This is a genomic window from Gillisella taibaishanensis (genome assembly GCF_001938985.1).
Lineage (GTDB): Bacteria > Pseudomonadota > Alphaproteobacteria > Rhizobiales > Rhizobiaceae > Allorhizobium > Allorhizobium taibaishanense.
This window is the reverse complement of the sequence record NZ_MKIN01000020.1, coordinates 89,977-104,148: the sequence shown is the minus strand read 5'-3', so window position 1 is coordinate 104,148 and position 14,172 is coordinate 89,977. Positions and strand designations below refer to the sequence as shown.

Below are 14,172 nucleotides of genomic sequence, written 5' to 3'. Positions count from 1 at the left end.
GCCATCACACGCTCAGACCACCAAACAGTGTCGGCACGTCCAATGGACGAAAACCGTAATGGCTCATCCAGCGGACATCGGCGTTGAAGAAGTCGCGCAGGTCGGGCATGCCGTATTTCAGCATGGCGATGCGGTCCAGCCCCATGCCCCAGGCGAAGCCCTGGTACTCATCGGGATCGAGTCCGCCGGCGCGCAGCACGTTGGGGTGCACCATGCCGCAGCCGAGGATTTCCATCCAGTCCGTTCCCTCGCCGAACTTAACGATTGGGCCAGAGGAGCGGTCGCACTGGATATCGACCTCGAAGCTCGGCTCCGTGAACGGGAAGAAGGAGGGGCGGAAGCGCATGGTGACGTTGTCGACTTCGAAGAAGGCCTTGCAGAATTCTTCGAGGATCCAGCGCATGTGGCCAACATTGGCGGTCTTGTCGATGACCAGACCTTCGACCTGATGGAACATCGGCGAATGCGTCGCATCGCTGTCCTGGCGGTAGGTCTTGCCGGGAATGACGATGCGAATTGGCGGCTTTTGCGCTTCCATGGTGCGGATCTGCACCGGCGAAGTATGAGTGCGCAGCACCTTGCGCTCACCATTTGCGTCCGGCTGCAGGAAGAAGGTGTCGTGCATTTCCCGCGCCGGGTGACCCTCGGGGAAGTTCAACGCCGTGAAGTTATAATAGTCGGTTTCGATATCCGGGCCTTCGGCAATGGAGAAACCCATGTCGGCGAAAATCGCGGTAATTTCATCGATGATCTGGCTGATCGGATGGATGCGGCCACGTTCGGCGGGCGAGGAGCGCACCGGCAGCGAGACATCAAGCTTTTCGGCGGCAAGGCGGGCTTCGATCGCAGCATCCTTCAACGCCGTCTTCTTGGCGTTCAGCGCCTCAGTGATCTCGTTCTTCAGTGCATTGATCGCAGCACCCCGCGTCTGACGATCTTCAGGCGTCATGGCGCCCAGCGTCTTCAACAGTTCAGACACGGAGCCCTTCTTGCCCATGGCTCCGACGCGCACGGCCTCGATGGCGGCTTCATCGGATGCGGCGGCGATATCGGCCAGAATCGCGCTTTTCAAACTTTCGAGATCGGACATGTCGTCTTTCCTGCCCCTGTTGCGCCATCGGCGTCATGCGGCATCCACACCAGCGGACGCAAGCACCATGCTGTAAATTTTGTCATCGCACCGAAGTGCTTGCCAAACCGCCTGCGGTTTGTCGAGCCAATGCGTCAAATACAAAAGAAAAACCCGCGCCAGTTTGCCCAGCGCGGGTTTCCCAATACCAATTCAGTCTGGGACGCGCTGATTACTTAACAGCGGTCTCAAACTCGTTCTTCGTGCCGGCGTCCTTGAGGTACACGAGAGCCTTCTTGGAGGCTTCGACCAGAGCACCGAAAGCTGCCGGCTCATGGATGGCCATGTCGGACAGAACCTTACGGTCCACTTCGATGCCAGCCTTGTTCAGGCCGTCGATGAAGCGGCCATAGGTCAGGCCAGATTCGCGAACGGCAGCATTGATACGCTGGATCCACAGAGCGCGGAAGTTGCGCTTGTTGACCTTGCGGTCGCGGTAAGCGTACTGCTTGGAACGGTCCACTGCAGCCTTAGCGGCGCGGATGGTGTTCTTACGGCGGCCGTAAAAGCCCTTTGCGGCCTTCAGAACCTTCTTGTGCTTGGCATGAGCGGCAACGCCGCGTTTTACGCGTGACATATCATGATCTCCTTATTGATCCAGAAGCGAGTGGTCTCAGAGACCGTTCGGCAGGTAGTTCTTGATGACCTTCTTGCCGTCTGCTTCGGCGAGGACCATCGTTCCGCGTGCGTCGCGGATGAACTTATTGGACCGCTTGATCATGCCATGACGCTTGCCAGCGGCGGCGGCCAGAACCTTGCCGGAGGCAGTGATCTTGAACCGCTTCTTGGCGGAGGATTTCGTCTTCATCTTGGGCATTTTGCTACTCCATTGTTCTTGTATCGAAACAGGCAGACGAAGCCTGTTTTCAAGCATAAAGAACGGCCACGGCATGCCCTGCCGGACCGTTCGGACGGGGGCTTATAACCGCGGGTCTGAAAAAGCGCAACGGGATTCGAGACCGCAGCGCAAAAATCGCCTGATCCGCCTGCATTTGAGGCTCCCAAGCCGCGATATCGGTCAGATCGGATGGACCGGAACCTTCCGCCCGCCATTGCGAGGAAAGCGCAAGGTCACCTGCAGGCCACCGATATCGGCCTGATCCAGGCTGAGACTGCCACCATAGGCGGTCATGATATCGGCGCAGATTGCCAGGCCGAGACCCGAACTTCCCTGTTTGTCATCAAGAAACTCGCCGCGGCGCAGAACCTGCTGCCGGTCTTCAGGCCGCACGCCCGGGCCGTCATCGCCGATCACGATGGTGGCCATATCCCGCTCAGCATAAGCCCTGATCTGGATGGTCGATACGGCCCACTTGACGGCATTATCAAGAATATTGCCGATCGCCTCGGCAAGATCGCCCGCATCGGCCTCTATGGTCAGGCCCTGCTCCACGTCGGCATTCCAATGGAGGTCTCTCGCCTTGGCAATCGGATCGAGAACCTTGATCAGTTTGCCGATCAGGCTCTGCATGTCGGTCGCCTGCATCTGCTCGACCCCGAGCCGCGCCGCCTGCAATTGCCGATCAGCGCGCTGGCGTACCAGATCGATCTGTTCGAAGGCCGCCTCGCGCTCGGCGGGCGGCAGGTGCTGAACCAGTTGCGCCAGAACCGTAAGCGGCGTCTTCAGCCCATGCGCCAGGTCGCTTGCCCGACCTCTGGCCTTCTCGATTGCCAGTTGCCGCTCACTCAGCAAAAGATTGATTTCATCGACAAGCGGCATCACTTCGAGCGGCACACTATCGTCCATGACCCGCAACTGACCGCCACGAACGAGAGACACTTCGTTGCGCAGCCCCGTCAGAGGCTTGAGCACGACCCTTGCCTGCAGAAGCGCCGTACAGACGAGAACGAAGGCCGTCACCAGCATGACGATACGCGATCGTTCCCGATGCTGATCGAGAGGCTTGATCAGATCCGCCAGCGGAAAGCCGGCATAGATGATGACGGGATAGTCCTTGCCATTGTCGGAAATACTGATTTCACTGCGCAGCAGCAAAATATCTTCTCCACCTGGTCCCTCAGCCCTGCTGAAGTTGAACGGACCTTCGGTGCGAAGACCTGTCGGCGGCAATTCCACGTCCCAGAGCGATCGCGACCGCAGGCTCCGGCCATCCGGCGTCGAGACCTGCCAATACCGACCGCCGCTGACGGTGGAAAAGCGGGGATCTGAGGGCGGCGACACGATCTCAAGCCGACCATTTTCCACCTTCAGGCGAGAGGCAATGGTGTCGATGATCGCGCCCATCTCCGTACTGAACTGCTGGCCGACATAATTGATAAACAGAAAGCCGACTGCGAACCAAAACACCAGCAGGGCAAGACCGATTGCGAGGAAGGAACCGACTGCTAGTCTGAAGCGCAGAGATTTCAGCATCAGCCTTCTTCCGGCACGACATAACCGAAGCCACGGCGGGTCTCTATGGCGCTGCCATCGGTCTTTTTGCGAATGCGCGCTACCATGGCCTCGACGGCATTCTTCGATGCATCATCGTCTCGGCCCTGGATCTGGTTGGCAATCTCGTAGGCCGAAAACACCCGTCCCTTGTTCTGCACGAGCAGTTGGATCAGCCGGAACTCCAGCGGGCTCACATCGAGCGGCACACCATTGAAGGTGACGATTCGCCCGGCCTCGTCCACCTGGAAACGCCCGGCCGAAAACAGCGTATGACTGACCTTGCCGGCGCGCCGCAACAGGGCGCGCAAACGCGCGAGCAATTCCTCGGTGCGGAAAGGCTTGGGAAGATAGTCGTCTGCGCCGGCATCGAAGCCGTCCACTCGTTCCATCCATGAACCGCGTGCCGTCAGCACCAGGACAGGCGTTTGAATACGATCCTTGCGCCAGCGACGCAAAATGGAAAGCCCGTCCAGTCCCGGTAGACCGAGGTCCAGAATAATAGCGCTCAGTCCGCTATCCTCCCCCGCTTCCCAGACCTCCGGGCCCTCGCTGATGACCATAACTTCATAGCCCTCCGCCCTCAGCGATTCCGCGACATGGCGGCCGATATTGACGTCGTCTTCAGCCAGTAAGATACGCAAGGTCTCGTGTTCTCCGCATAATCGCCGGGAATGTGGAACATGACGCGCGATGAGGCCCTTCGGCTTGGCCCGCGCGTTAATCTATTGCCTGGCATGTCGCTGCCGCAAGTGTTCGACCGTCGTTGCTCGGGTCACGCACTTCAACAACCCAGACCCTCACGGCGGCTTTCCGGTGCGTGCATCCACTTTCAAAGTGCGGAATCGGCCGGAGACATCCTTGATAGTCAACAGATAGAAGTCGCCGCCTGTCATGTGACGCAGATCAACGTCGATCAGGCGTGAGCCCTCCGGCATGTTCACATTGGCGAGAACTTCGCGCAAGGAGCGATAGCGCCCACTCTTGACGCCGTCCAACACCTGAGGTCGGACCATATTCAAGTCATTTTCCGGTGAACTGTCCGGCGCGGTGGGCGGATCAGAGCGCCAGGACGGCACGTTTCCGCTTGGCGAATGACCCGAACTGTCGCGGCCCGGAGCACCACCATTGAAACCAAAGCCTCCTGGTGGTCCACCAGGAGGTCCGCCCATTCCGCCACCAGGGCCGCCGCCCGGCTGGCCACCTGTTGGTGGATCGCCGCCCCGCCCGCCCGGAGGTCCTCCGTGACCATCCGCAAAGGCGTCTTGAACGACAAGAGCCGAACAGGAGAGGCTCAAAGCCATGATCATGAGCAGCCTGAGAGGCGATCGGGAGCGGTGATAAGAGCGGGAACGCATGCAACGGACACGGCCACGCTCGGACGCAGGCGCGACCTCGCATCTCTCGACCTCCGTTGAGCCGTTTCTCATAGCGCTTCCGGTTTCATCGAACGAATAGGCTCCAGCACGACCAAGCCGCCCTGCGTATGAGGCTGCAACTCGAATCAGATGGCTTTCCTTTTCATAGATACGTGAAAATGGCGTGTAAAGTTTTATGGCTGCTGTCTTTAGTAAATTCGCCGCATTGCGAAATACAAAAGACAAAGCTTGGATAATTACAAAACAAAAAACAATAACTCCGCCGATACTAACGTATACGGCGGAGTTTTTGATAGGCTTAGGAGCCTTATCGCCATCCAGGGGCACAGGATGGCTAACAGAACAGGGAACGTTGTGGGGACGTGGGGTAAATCCCGTCTGTTGATTTGGACAATGCCAAATCGCCGCTGACACGGCGCTGACGGCGCTGTCAAGATTTTGTCAGCTTTGAGTTCGGCCACGCCCGGCCCGGCGCCCTATTAGTCCGGCGGCTACCAACGCAAAAAAACGACGCGCGCCCTGCGGCGCACGTCGTTTTTTATCCGGAGGATTAAGATGCTAGGCAAGCCAGCAGGATCCATCCATCAGTGGACAGGTTACTTCGGGGCGAGAACCATCATCATCTGACGGCCTTCGAGCTTTGGCTCGGCCTCGACCTTAGCCACTTCGAGAGTGTCTTCCTTAACCTGCATCAGCAGCTTCATGCCGAGTTCCTGGTGAGCCATTTCGCGGCCACGGAACTTCAGCGTGACCTTGACCTTGTCACCTTCTTCAAAGAAACGGGACATCGACTTCATCTTCACTTCATAGTCATGAGTGTCGATGTTCGGACGCATCTTGATTTCTTTGACTTCGACGATCTTCTGCTTCTTGCGTGCTTCGGCCGCCTTCTTCTGGTTGGCGTATTTCAGCTTGCCAAGATCCAGAATCTTGCACACGGGCGGTTCGGCATTCGGCGAAATTTCGACCAGATCGAGGCCGGCTTCTTCCGCCATGCGGAGCGCCTGGTCCGTCGGCACAGCGCCGAGGTTCTGGCCTTCTTCGTTAATCAACTGGACCTTTGGAACCCGGATCTCCCGGTTGGAGCGCGGCCCGTCCTTAACGGGGGCATCGGCTTTGAACGGTCTGCGAATGGTCGTATTCTCCTCAATAGTTTCGGACAGAGAAAGAGTGGATTTCGAAACGTCAGATAGGCCCGATTCACCCGCCTTGCAAGGCTGAGCTTTGTTTCGGACCGCTGTTCGCAACCTGATAGCATAGATTTTTAAAAAAATCACCTGCTGTCGTGCGAAGAAGAATCTGTTTTATACCAGCCAAGCATTTCAGGAGACCAGCATGACCGACAGCGCAACCCCATCCCTTGCCCATACCATCACCGTTGGCGAGGCAGGCGAGGCCCGCGACATCGCAGTGATCCTTCGGCCGGGCACGGTGGCTGGGCTACCTGCCTGCGTCTGGCTGGGGGGCTATCGGTCGGACATGACAGGCACCAAGGCAATGGAGATGGAGGATTTGGCGGCCTCTCTCGGGGCTCCCGCCATCCGCTTTGATTATTCAGGGCATGGCGCGTCGGGCGGCGCTTTCCGCGACGGCACGATTTCCCGCTGGCTGGAAGAGGCGCTGGCCGTCCTCGACCACGTCAAACAGGATCAGGTCGTGCTGGTGGGCTCATCCATGGGTGGCTGGATCGCGCTTCGCTTGATCCAGGAACTGAGCAAGCGAAAGGCAGTTGTCAAGGTGGCGGGGCTGGTCCTGATTGCCCCAGCGCCGGACTTCACCAGCGAATTGATAGAGCCGCAGTTGAGTGAGAACGAGCGCACGCAATTAGCAGAGAAGGGCTATTTTGAAGAAGTATCCGCCTATAGTCCTGAGCCCAACATCTTTACTCGCGCGTTGATCGAGGATGGGCGGGGAAATCGGGTCCTGACCGGATTGATCGAAACCGGATGCCCAGTTCATATTCTCCAGGGCATGGTCGACCCTGATGTGCCCTATTCCCATGCGCTGAAGCTGGTCGAGCATCTGCCCGCCGACGATGTGGTGCTGACCCTGGTGCGCGATGGCGACCACAGGCTTTCCCGACCCCAAGACATAGAGAGAATGAAGAGCGCGATAAAGGCCCTCATCACGCCAGCGGCGTGACCCGGCGCCTGCAAATGCGACATAAACTCCACATTCCTTAACGGATTTTAACCATATTGGCCGATAGCCCCCTCCCCCGAACGCCGGGAGATTGACTCTGCGCCCCTGGTAATCTTAACTCTTTGTTAAGAATTTAAGGGACGTCCAATGACTTTCAGGCTTTCGGCACTGGCTGCTTTTCTGGCGCTTCCGCTGTTTCTGGCGGGCAATGCGGCTGCCGACATGGCGTCGTTCGCTCCTGCTTCCATGGTCACTGGCGGCATCACCTCGCAGCCGATCGGTCATTACGAATTCTGCCTGCGCTACAAGGCAGAGTGCCAGGTGCGCAGCAAGCCGGCCCCGGCCCGTCTGGTCACCGATCATGGCTGGGACGTCGTGCGTGCCATCAACGTCGATGTCAACAAGACGATTACGCCGATGACCGACATGGAAGTCTATGGTCGCGAGGAATGGTGGGAATATCCTGTCGATGCCGGCGACTGTGAAGATTTCGTGCTGTTGAAGCGCAAGCGCCTGCTGCAGGCTGGCTTTTCTGAATCGGATCTGCTGATCACCGTCGTTCGCAAGGCGGATGGCGAAGGCCACGCTGTACTGACTCTGCGTACCTCGACAGGCGACTATATTCTCGACAACCTCGTCGATGACGTCAAGCTTTGGAACGAGACGCCCTATACCTACCTGAAGCGCCAGGCGACGTTCGACACGGGCCGCTGGGTGACGATCGAAAGCGGCAAGGACGTTCCGGTTGCTGCGCTGAAGTAACTGCCCGATTTACAGCTCAAACACAAAGCCCGGATGGACGACATCCGGGCTTTGTTGCGTAATGGCCTGAGCGTCCTCGGAGATCACACGCCCAGTGTCATTTCTGCGTCACGGCGCGGGTACGTCTCAGCCGTTACCGATCAAAATGCCCGCAGCAAGCACCAACGAACCACCGAAGACGACCTGAAGGACCGCCCGCCAGAACGGCGTTTCCATATATTTGTTCTGAATGAAGGCGATAGCCCAGAGCTCGATGAAGACGACGATTCCGGCAATTGCCGTCGCGGTCCAGAAATGCGGGATGAGATATGGCAGAGCGTGTCCAAGACCGCCAAGGGCAGTCATGATCCCGCAGGCGAGGCCACGTTTGATCGGGGAACCTCGACCGGAAATCTTGCCGTCATCGTGAGACGCTTCTGTGAACCCCATCGAAATGCCGGCACCCACTGACGCGGAAAGGCCAACGAGGAAGGTTTGCCAGGTATCGCCCGTTGCAAAGGCTGCGGCAAAAATCGGCGCCAGGGTCGAGACCGAGCCGTCCATCAATCCCGCAAGTCCCGGCTGCACATAGGTGAGAACGAATTGGCGGCGAGCGGTTTCCTGCTCATGCTCCTTGACGTCTGCAGGACGATGCTTCTCGCCCAGCATATGCGCGACGTCTTCATGCCCCTGCTCTGCCATGGCAAGGTCGCCGAGCAATGTCCTGATCCGCGCATCCGAGACGTGCTTCTGCGCTTCGACGTAGAAATTATAGGCCGAGCGTTCCATGGCCTCTGCCTCATCGCGCACCTGATCCACAGTCAATTGCGCCTGCAGCCAGTCAGGTTTGCGGCTAAGAAACCCCTGTACATGGTCGCGCCGGATAATAGGAATCTGATCGCCGAACCGCTGACGGTGCATCTCGATCAGCATGTTGCGGTGGGCGTGCTCCACCTCCGCCATGTCGGAAAATACCTTGGCCGACTGCGGGTACTGCTCTTTCAACCGATCGGCATAGGCGAGGTAGATTCGGGCATCGTCCTCCTCGGAGGAAATCGCAAGCGCCAGAATTTCCTGCTCCGAGAGACTGTCAAGGCGACGCTTAGCTGGGGCGAACATGGAACGAAACATGATGCCGGATCTCCAATTTAGAATTGTTCTAAATTTAGAGCATGACGATCCTGACATCAAGTCGGTCGATACCATTTTTGCTGCAAATGCAGCGCCTTCACAGCATCAAACGATGCTGCGGCCTGCGCTTGCGCCTCGCGCGCAAACAAAAGCCGCCGGACATTGCTGTCCGGCGGCCTGATATCAACGGTCAAAGACCAGCGATTAGTCGTTGCTGCGGTTCTTCAGGGCTGCGCCCAGGATGTCACCAAGCGAAGCGCCGCTATCGGAAGAACCGAACTGAGCGACGGCTTCCTTCTCTTCAGCGATCTCCAGAGCCTTGATCGACAGCATGACCTTGCGATCCTTCTTGGAGAAGTTGGTGACGCGAGCGTCAAAAACCTGGCCAACGGAGAAACGCTCAGGGCGCTGATCGTCACGGTCACGAGCGAGGTCGGCACGACGGATGAAGGACGAGATGTCTTCATGGTTGACGAGCTTCACTTCGACGCCACCGTCATTGACGGCAGTCACTTCGCAGGACACGACGGCGTTCTTGCGCAGGTCGCCAGAAGCGGCGGCATCACCGACCGAATCCTTGCCGAGCTGCTTGATGCCGAGCGAGATGCGTTCCTTTTCGACGTCTACATCGAGAACGACGGCGCGAACGACGTCACCCTTGTTGTATTCTTCGATGACCTGCTCGCCCGGACGGTTCCAGTCGAGATCCGACAGGTGAACCATGCCGTCAACATCGCCTTCGAGGCCAATGAACAGGCCGAATTCGGTCTTGTTCTTGACTTCGCCTTCGACTTCAGCGCCAGCCGGATGGCTGTAGGCAAATGCCTGCCACGGATTTTCGAGCGTCTGCTTCAGGCCAAGCGAGATACGACGCTTGGACGGATCGACTTCGAGAACGACCACGTCAACTTCCTGGCTGGTGGACAGGATCTTGCCGGGATGTACGTTCTTCTTGGTCCAGGACATTTCCGAGATGTGGATCAGGCCTTCGATGCCCGGCTCCAGCTCGACGAATGCACCGTAGTCGGTGATGTTCGTGACGGTACCGGAGATCTTCTTGCCAACCGGGTACTTGGCAGCAATGCCATCCCACGGATCCGACTCGAGCTGCTTCATGCCTAGCGAGATACGGTGGGTTTCCTGGTTGATGCGGATGATCTGAACCTTGACCGACTGGCCAATGGACAGGATTTCCGAAGGATGGTTGACGCGACGCCATGCCATGTCGGTGACGTGCAGCAGACCGTCGATGCCGCCGAGGTCGACGAACGCACCGTAATCGGTGATGTTCTTGACGACGCCTTCGACAACCTGGCCTTCTTCGAGGTTCTGAACGATTTCAGAACGCTGCTCGGCGCGGGATTCTTCCAGAACCGTACGACGCGATACAACGATGTTGCCGCGACGCTTGTCCATCTTGAGGATTTCGAAGGGCTGCGGGTTGTGCATCAGCGGGGTTACGTCGCGGATCGGACGAATGTCGACCTGCGAACGCGGCAGGAAGGCAACGGCGCCGTCCAGATCGACGGTGAAACCACCCTTGACCTGGTTGAAGATAACGCCTTCGACGCGCTCGCCGGCTTCGAACTTGGCTTCGAGCTTGATCCAGCTTTCTTCGCGGCGAGCCTTTTCGCGCGAAAGAACAGCTTCGCCCAGCGCGTTTTCGATGCGCTCGACGTAAACTTCAACTTCGTCGCCAACCTTGAGCTGGCCGTCCTTGGCGCGAGCGCCAAATTCCTTCAGCGGAACGCGACCTTCGACCTTGAGGCCGACGTCAACGATAGCGACGTCCTTCTCGATGGCCGTTACGATGCCCTTGGCAACATAGCCTTCGGCCAGATCGGTCTTGGCAAAGGACTCTTCCAGCAGGGCCGCGAAATCGTCCCGTGTCGGGGTAGAAACAGACATGAAATCTCCTAATCGCATTCACTTGGAATGCGCAGTGCGCCGGTGGGTTGGTGTTGATAACGGCCGATCCCGCATCCGCCCTTTAAAAGGACAATCCGGCGCAAGGACACTGGTTTCGGCTGGTTCAGATGACGACCGGACGGCCTCCATCTGCTAAATGCATGCTATCTGCTCTTCAAGGCTGCATCGATCACAGAACGCGCAGCTTGAAACGCCGCCTCTATACTCATTTCGGACGTATCTAGCAAGTGCGCGTCTTCAGCCGGTTTCAAAGGGCTGTCGGCCCGCCCCATGTCGCGCGCATCGCGGCGTTTGACGTCCTCGAACACAGCCTGATAATCGGCAGGCTCGCCACGGGCCGCGATTTCATCAAAACGGCGCCGGGCACGCACGTCCGGCGAGGCCGTGACATAGAGTTTTACCGCAGCATCCGGGCACACCACAGTGCCGATATCGCGCCCATCGAGCACGGTTCCGGGTTCTTTCGACGCAAATCGCCGTTGCGCTTCCACCAAAGCCCGGCGCACCGCCGGCATCACGGCAATCTTCGAGGCTGCCTCACCGATTGCGTGGTCAGAGAGCACGTTACGGTCGAGGCCGGCCAGATCGAGGTCCAGCGCCGTTTGCTCCGCAACTGCCTCGTCATCCAGCGGCATGCCGGCATCCAGCAGCGCTTTCGCTGTAGCTCGGTAGGTTAGGCCCGTATCGAGGTGGTGGAATCCATAGCTGTCGGCGATGCGCCGCGACAGCGTGCCCTTGCCTGCTGCGGCCGGACCGTCGATGGCAATTACAAAGGTGGTTTTCGTCGCCCCGGTCAAACGATTTCCTCTTCCTGTCTCGTCGGTCCCTCTTGGTCTCGGCCCCTAACATAATGAAACCGTGCGGTCATCCCCGCATGTGTCGCCCGACGCTGCCGAGCGTGTTATCGGCAGGCATACCAGGCATACTGGGCGCCAAAGGCTAGTTTGCCTTTGACAGACGACACCGCAACGATTAAGGGGACCGACTACGATTGGACCGACCCCAAGGGTTCGGGTCCTTGGCGCATGCCCTCTTTTCCAACGACTTCATGAGGCTTTGACAGTGGCGAAGGCAGAACTTGGAACCAAACGCACTTGCCCCGACACCGGCAAGAAATTCTACGATCTGAACAATGATCCGGTCGTATCCCCTTATACGAAAAAATCCTGGCCGCTCTCTTACTTCGAAGAGACCTCTGTTGCCGCCATCATGGAAAAGGCTGAAGAGGAAGAGGTCGCGGAAGTCGATACCGAAAACACTGATGTCGAACTGGTGTCTCTGGAAGATGCCGACGACGCAGCAAGCGGCGACGACATTCCTGATATCGGCGATGACGATGTCGAAATCGGCGACGATGACGACGACACCTTCCTGGAAGCCGACGAAGATGACGAAGACGATGATATGTCGGGCATTATCGGCGTGACCGGCGACGACGACGAAGTGTAATTTCAGCCGTCGCGACCCCGGATTAAAAAAAATCGCCGGGGTCGCATTTTTTGGCTTGTCACGGGCAATAGCAGCACGTATTAAGCCGCCACACCGAACGAAGCACTGCTTCACACGGTTCCCGGACCCGGCAATTGCCGGACCCTTATGGGGCTATAGCTCAGCTGGGAGAGCGCTTGCATGGCATGCAAGAGGTCAGCGGTTCGATCCCGCTTAGCTCCACCAAACCTTCCAAAACGAGTTAAATTCTGGCGTTTTCCGTGTAGGACAAGAGGCGTACCAACGATCGTTGGATCGGCTTGCACCACGTGTTTGCGCTGACTATCGTCCTTACACGGCAACAACAAACAACAAAAGTTTCCATCTTTGGCTGCCAAAGCTGAATGGCCCGAATTGTCGGCAGAGGAATGACGATCCGGTGTCTGCTTTGTTTCCCCGCTGATGGAATAGTCATTGGGAGGAAAAAACATGTCATCAGATCGGGATGCGGCGCAGGGGCAATCCCGTGCCGCCACGGCCAGCGGCTGGATCGGTTCGGCGCTGGAATATTATGACTTTTTCATCTACGCGACTGCCGCAGCGCTGGTGTTTCCGCAGCTGTTCTTTCCCTCGGCAGATCCCACCACCGCCATCATCGCGTCGCTGACGACCTATGGCGTCGGCTATGTCAGCCGCCCACTCGGCGCCTTCGTGCTTGGCCATATCGGTGATGTCTACGGCCGCAAGAAAATGATGCTGACCTGCTTGTTTCTGATGGGCTTTTCGACGCTGGCGGTCGGTCTGCTCCCGACCTATGCACAAATCGGCATCTGGGCTCCCGTTCTCCTGATCGTGCTTCGCCTGATCCAGGGCTTTGCCGTGGCTGGCGAGATATCCGGCGCATCATCGATGATTCTCGAGCACGCTCCTGCCGGCCGACGCGGGTTCTTCGCCTCCTTTGCGCTTCAGGGTGTGCAAGCGGGCCAGATTTTTGCCGCCGCCGTCTTCCTGCCGCTTGCCCATTACATGGACCCGGCAGCCTTCATCGCATGGGGCTGGCGCATTCCCTTCCTGTTGTCGATCCTCGTCGTCATCGTCGGCTTCATCATCCGCCGCAAGGTCGAGGAAACGCCGACCTTCGTCACCGCCAGTGAGAGAGGCGAAGTTTCGAAGGCGCCTGTTATCGAGGCGTTTCGCGAAGGCTGGGCAGATATCATCCGCGTCATGTGCATGGCACTCATGAATGTCATACCGACAGTCACGACAGTGTTCGGCGCGGCCTATGCGGTGCAGCCGGCTTACGGGATAGGCTTCAGCAAGGATGTCTACCTCTGGATTCCGGTTCTCGGCAACGTCGTCGCCGTGTTGGTCATCCCATTTGTCGGCGGATTGTCCGATCGCATTGGCCGCAAGCCGCCGCTCGTGGTCGGTTCGCTGCTCGCCGGGGCTCTGTCCTTCGGCTATCTCTACGCGATCAGCATCCATAACGTGCCGATGGCGATTGCCATGTCGCTGCTGATGTGGGGCGTCTGCTACCAGGGCTATAACGCGGTCTTCCCATCATTCTATCCGGAATTGTTCAAGAGCCGCATCCGCGTCTCCTCAATGGCCATCGCCCAAAATGTCGGTACCGCCCTCACCGCCCTGTTTCCGGCACTGTTTACGGCTGTGGCTCCGCCCGGCTCCGCCAATATCCCCGTGGTCATTGGCTGCTGGACGCTCGGGATTACCGTGATTTCAGCTCTCGCAGCGCTATCTGCGCGCGAAACCTACCGCATCGGGATCGACGACCTCGGCCTCAAGACCGCAGTACCTATCGCGAAGGAAGAGTATCATCGTCTCCGATCAGCCTCTGTGGCGAAGATCTAAGGCTAACGCTCGCTTCGAGGGACGCGGGACAT

Annotated in this window: 15 protein-coding genes and 1 tRNA gene; 6 read left to right on the top strand and 10 right to left on the bottom strand. The window is 58.2% G+C overall.

The features are described from left to right. Positions 1 to 4 precede the first annotated feature (4 nt). The 7 genes from pheS to infC all read right to left on the bottom strand — a co-directional run bounded on the left by pheS (position 5) and on the right by infC (position 6,033). Entirely contained in the window at positions 5 to 1,090 is a 1,086-nt protein-coding gene (gene pheS / locus BJF91_RS05670) for a phenylalanine--tRNA ligase subunit alpha (RefSeq protein WP_075613523.1), read from the bottom strand. Between the two features lie 211 nt (positions 1,091 to 1,301). After that, positions 1,302 to 1,706 (bottom strand): 50S ribosomal protein L20, encoded by a 405-nt coding sequence (rplT, locus tag BJF91_RS05665; protein ID WP_075613522.1) that lies wholly within the window; start codon positions 1,704 to 1,706, stop codon positions 1,302 to 1,304. Positions 1,707 to 1,742: 36 nt separating this feature from the next. Then, positions 1,743 to 1,946, bottom strand: a complete 204-nt coding sequence (gene rpmI / locus BJF91_RS05660; RefSeq protein ID WP_075613521.1) for a 50S ribosomal protein L35 — start codon at positions 1,944 to 1,946, stop codon at positions 1,743 to 1,745. A 201-nt stretch (positions 1,947 to 2,147) separates the two neighbouring features. Continuing rightward, a complete protein-coding gene (locus tag BJF91_RS05655; protein ID WP_075613520.1) occupies positions 2,148 to 3,503 on the bottom strand; it encodes a sensor histidine kinase in 1,356 nt (451 codons plus the stop codon). Next, positions 3,503 to 4,165 carry a response regulator transcription factor gene (locus BJF91_RS05650; RefSeq protein WP_075613519.1) on the bottom strand — a complete coding sequence of 221 codons (663 nt, stop codon included), beginning with the start codon at positions 4,163 to 4,165 and terminating at the stop codon, positions 3,503 to 3,505. Before BJF91_RS05650 ends, BJF91_RS05655 begins: the two co-directional genes overlap by 1 nt. A 156-nt stretch (positions 4,166 to 4,321) precedes the next feature. Next, complete coding sequence (locus BJF91_RS24975) at positions 4,322 to 4,543, bottom strand: PepSY domain-containing protein (RefSeq protein WP_162843837.1); 222 nt, start codon at positions 4,541 to 4,543, stop codon at positions 4,322 to 4,324. A 953-nt stretch (positions 4,544 to 5,496) separates the two neighbouring features. Beyond that, on the bottom strand, positions 5,497 to 6,033 hold the full coding sequence (gene infC / locus BJF91_RS05635; protein WP_075613816.1) for a translation initiation factor IF-3: 537 nt from the start codon (positions 6,031 to 6,033) through the stop codon (positions 5,497 to 5,499). A 202-nt stretch (positions 6,034 to 6,235) separates the two neighbouring features. Between infC and BJF91_RS05630 the strand changes: the two genes are divergently transcribed. Further along, the gene (locus tag BJF91_RS05630; protein ID WP_075613516.1) at positions 6,236 to 7,042 is read left to right on the top strand and encodes an alpha/beta hydrolase; all 807 of its coding nucleotides are present in this window, start codon (positions 6,236 to 6,238) and stop codon (positions 7,040 to 7,042) included. A 147-nt stretch (positions 7,043 to 7,189) separates the two neighbouring features. Then, entirely contained in the window at positions 7,190 to 7,804 is a 615-nt protein-coding gene (locus BJF91_RS05625; protein ID WP_075613515.1) for a transglutaminase-like cysteine peptidase, read from the top strand. A gap of 126 nt (positions 7,805 to 7,930) precedes the next feature. Here the strand turns inward: BJF91_RS05625 and mbfA are convergent, their stop codons facing one another. After that, complete coding sequence (mbfA, locus tag BJF91_RS05620; RefSeq protein WP_075613514.1) at positions 7,931 to 8,914, bottom strand: iron exporter MbfA; 984 nt, start codon at positions 8,912 to 8,914, stop codon at positions 7,931 to 7,933. Here mbfA and BJF91_RS24725 point away from each other — a divergent pair. Continuing rightward, positions 8,913 to 9,095: a hypothetical protein gene (locus tag BJF91_RS24725; protein WP_139310595.1), complete on the top strand. Its 183-nt coding sequence runs from the start codon at positions 8,913 to 8,915 to the stop codon at positions 9,093 to 9,095. The two genes, mbfA and BJF91_RS24725, sit on opposite strands and share 2 nt — an antisense overlap. Positions 9,096 to 9,118: 23 nt before the next feature. Here the strand turns inward: BJF91_RS24725 and rpsA are convergent, their stop codons facing one another. Next, positions 9,119 to 10,822 (bottom strand): 30S ribosomal protein S1, encoded by a 1,704-nt coding sequence (gene rpsA / locus BJF91_RS05615; protein ID WP_075613513.1) that lies wholly within the window; start codon positions 10,820 to 10,822, stop codon positions 9,119 to 9,121. A 164-nt stretch (positions 10,823 to 10,986) separates the two neighbouring features. Next, entirely contained in the window at positions 10,987 to 11,640 is a 654-nt protein-coding gene (gene cmk, locus BJF91_RS05610) for a (d)CMP kinase (RefSeq protein ID WP_075613512.1), read from the bottom strand. A gap of 265 nt (positions 11,641 to 11,905) precedes the next feature. Between cmk and BJF91_RS05605 the strand changes: the two genes are divergently transcribed. The 3 genes from BJF91_RS05605 to BJF91_RS05595 all read left to right on the top strand — a co-directional run bounded on the left by BJF91_RS05605 (position 11,906) and on the right by BJF91_RS05595 (position 14,140). Then, positions 11,906 to 12,292, top strand: a complete 387-nt coding sequence (locus BJF91_RS05605; RefSeq protein ID WP_075613511.1) for a TIGR02300 family protein — start codon at positions 11,906 to 11,908, stop codon at positions 12,290 to 12,292. Between the two features lie 149 nt (positions 12,293 to 12,441). Next, positions 12,442 to 12,517 (top strand) — tRNA-Ala (locus BJF91_RS05600). Positions 12,518 to 12,760: 243 nt separating this feature from the next. Then, positions 12,761 to 14,140, top strand: a complete 1,380-nt coding sequence (locus BJF91_RS05595; protein WP_075613510.1) for an MFS transporter — start codon at positions 12,761 to 12,763, stop codon at positions 14,138 to 14,140. Positions 14,141 to 14,172 lie beyond the last annotated feature (32 nt).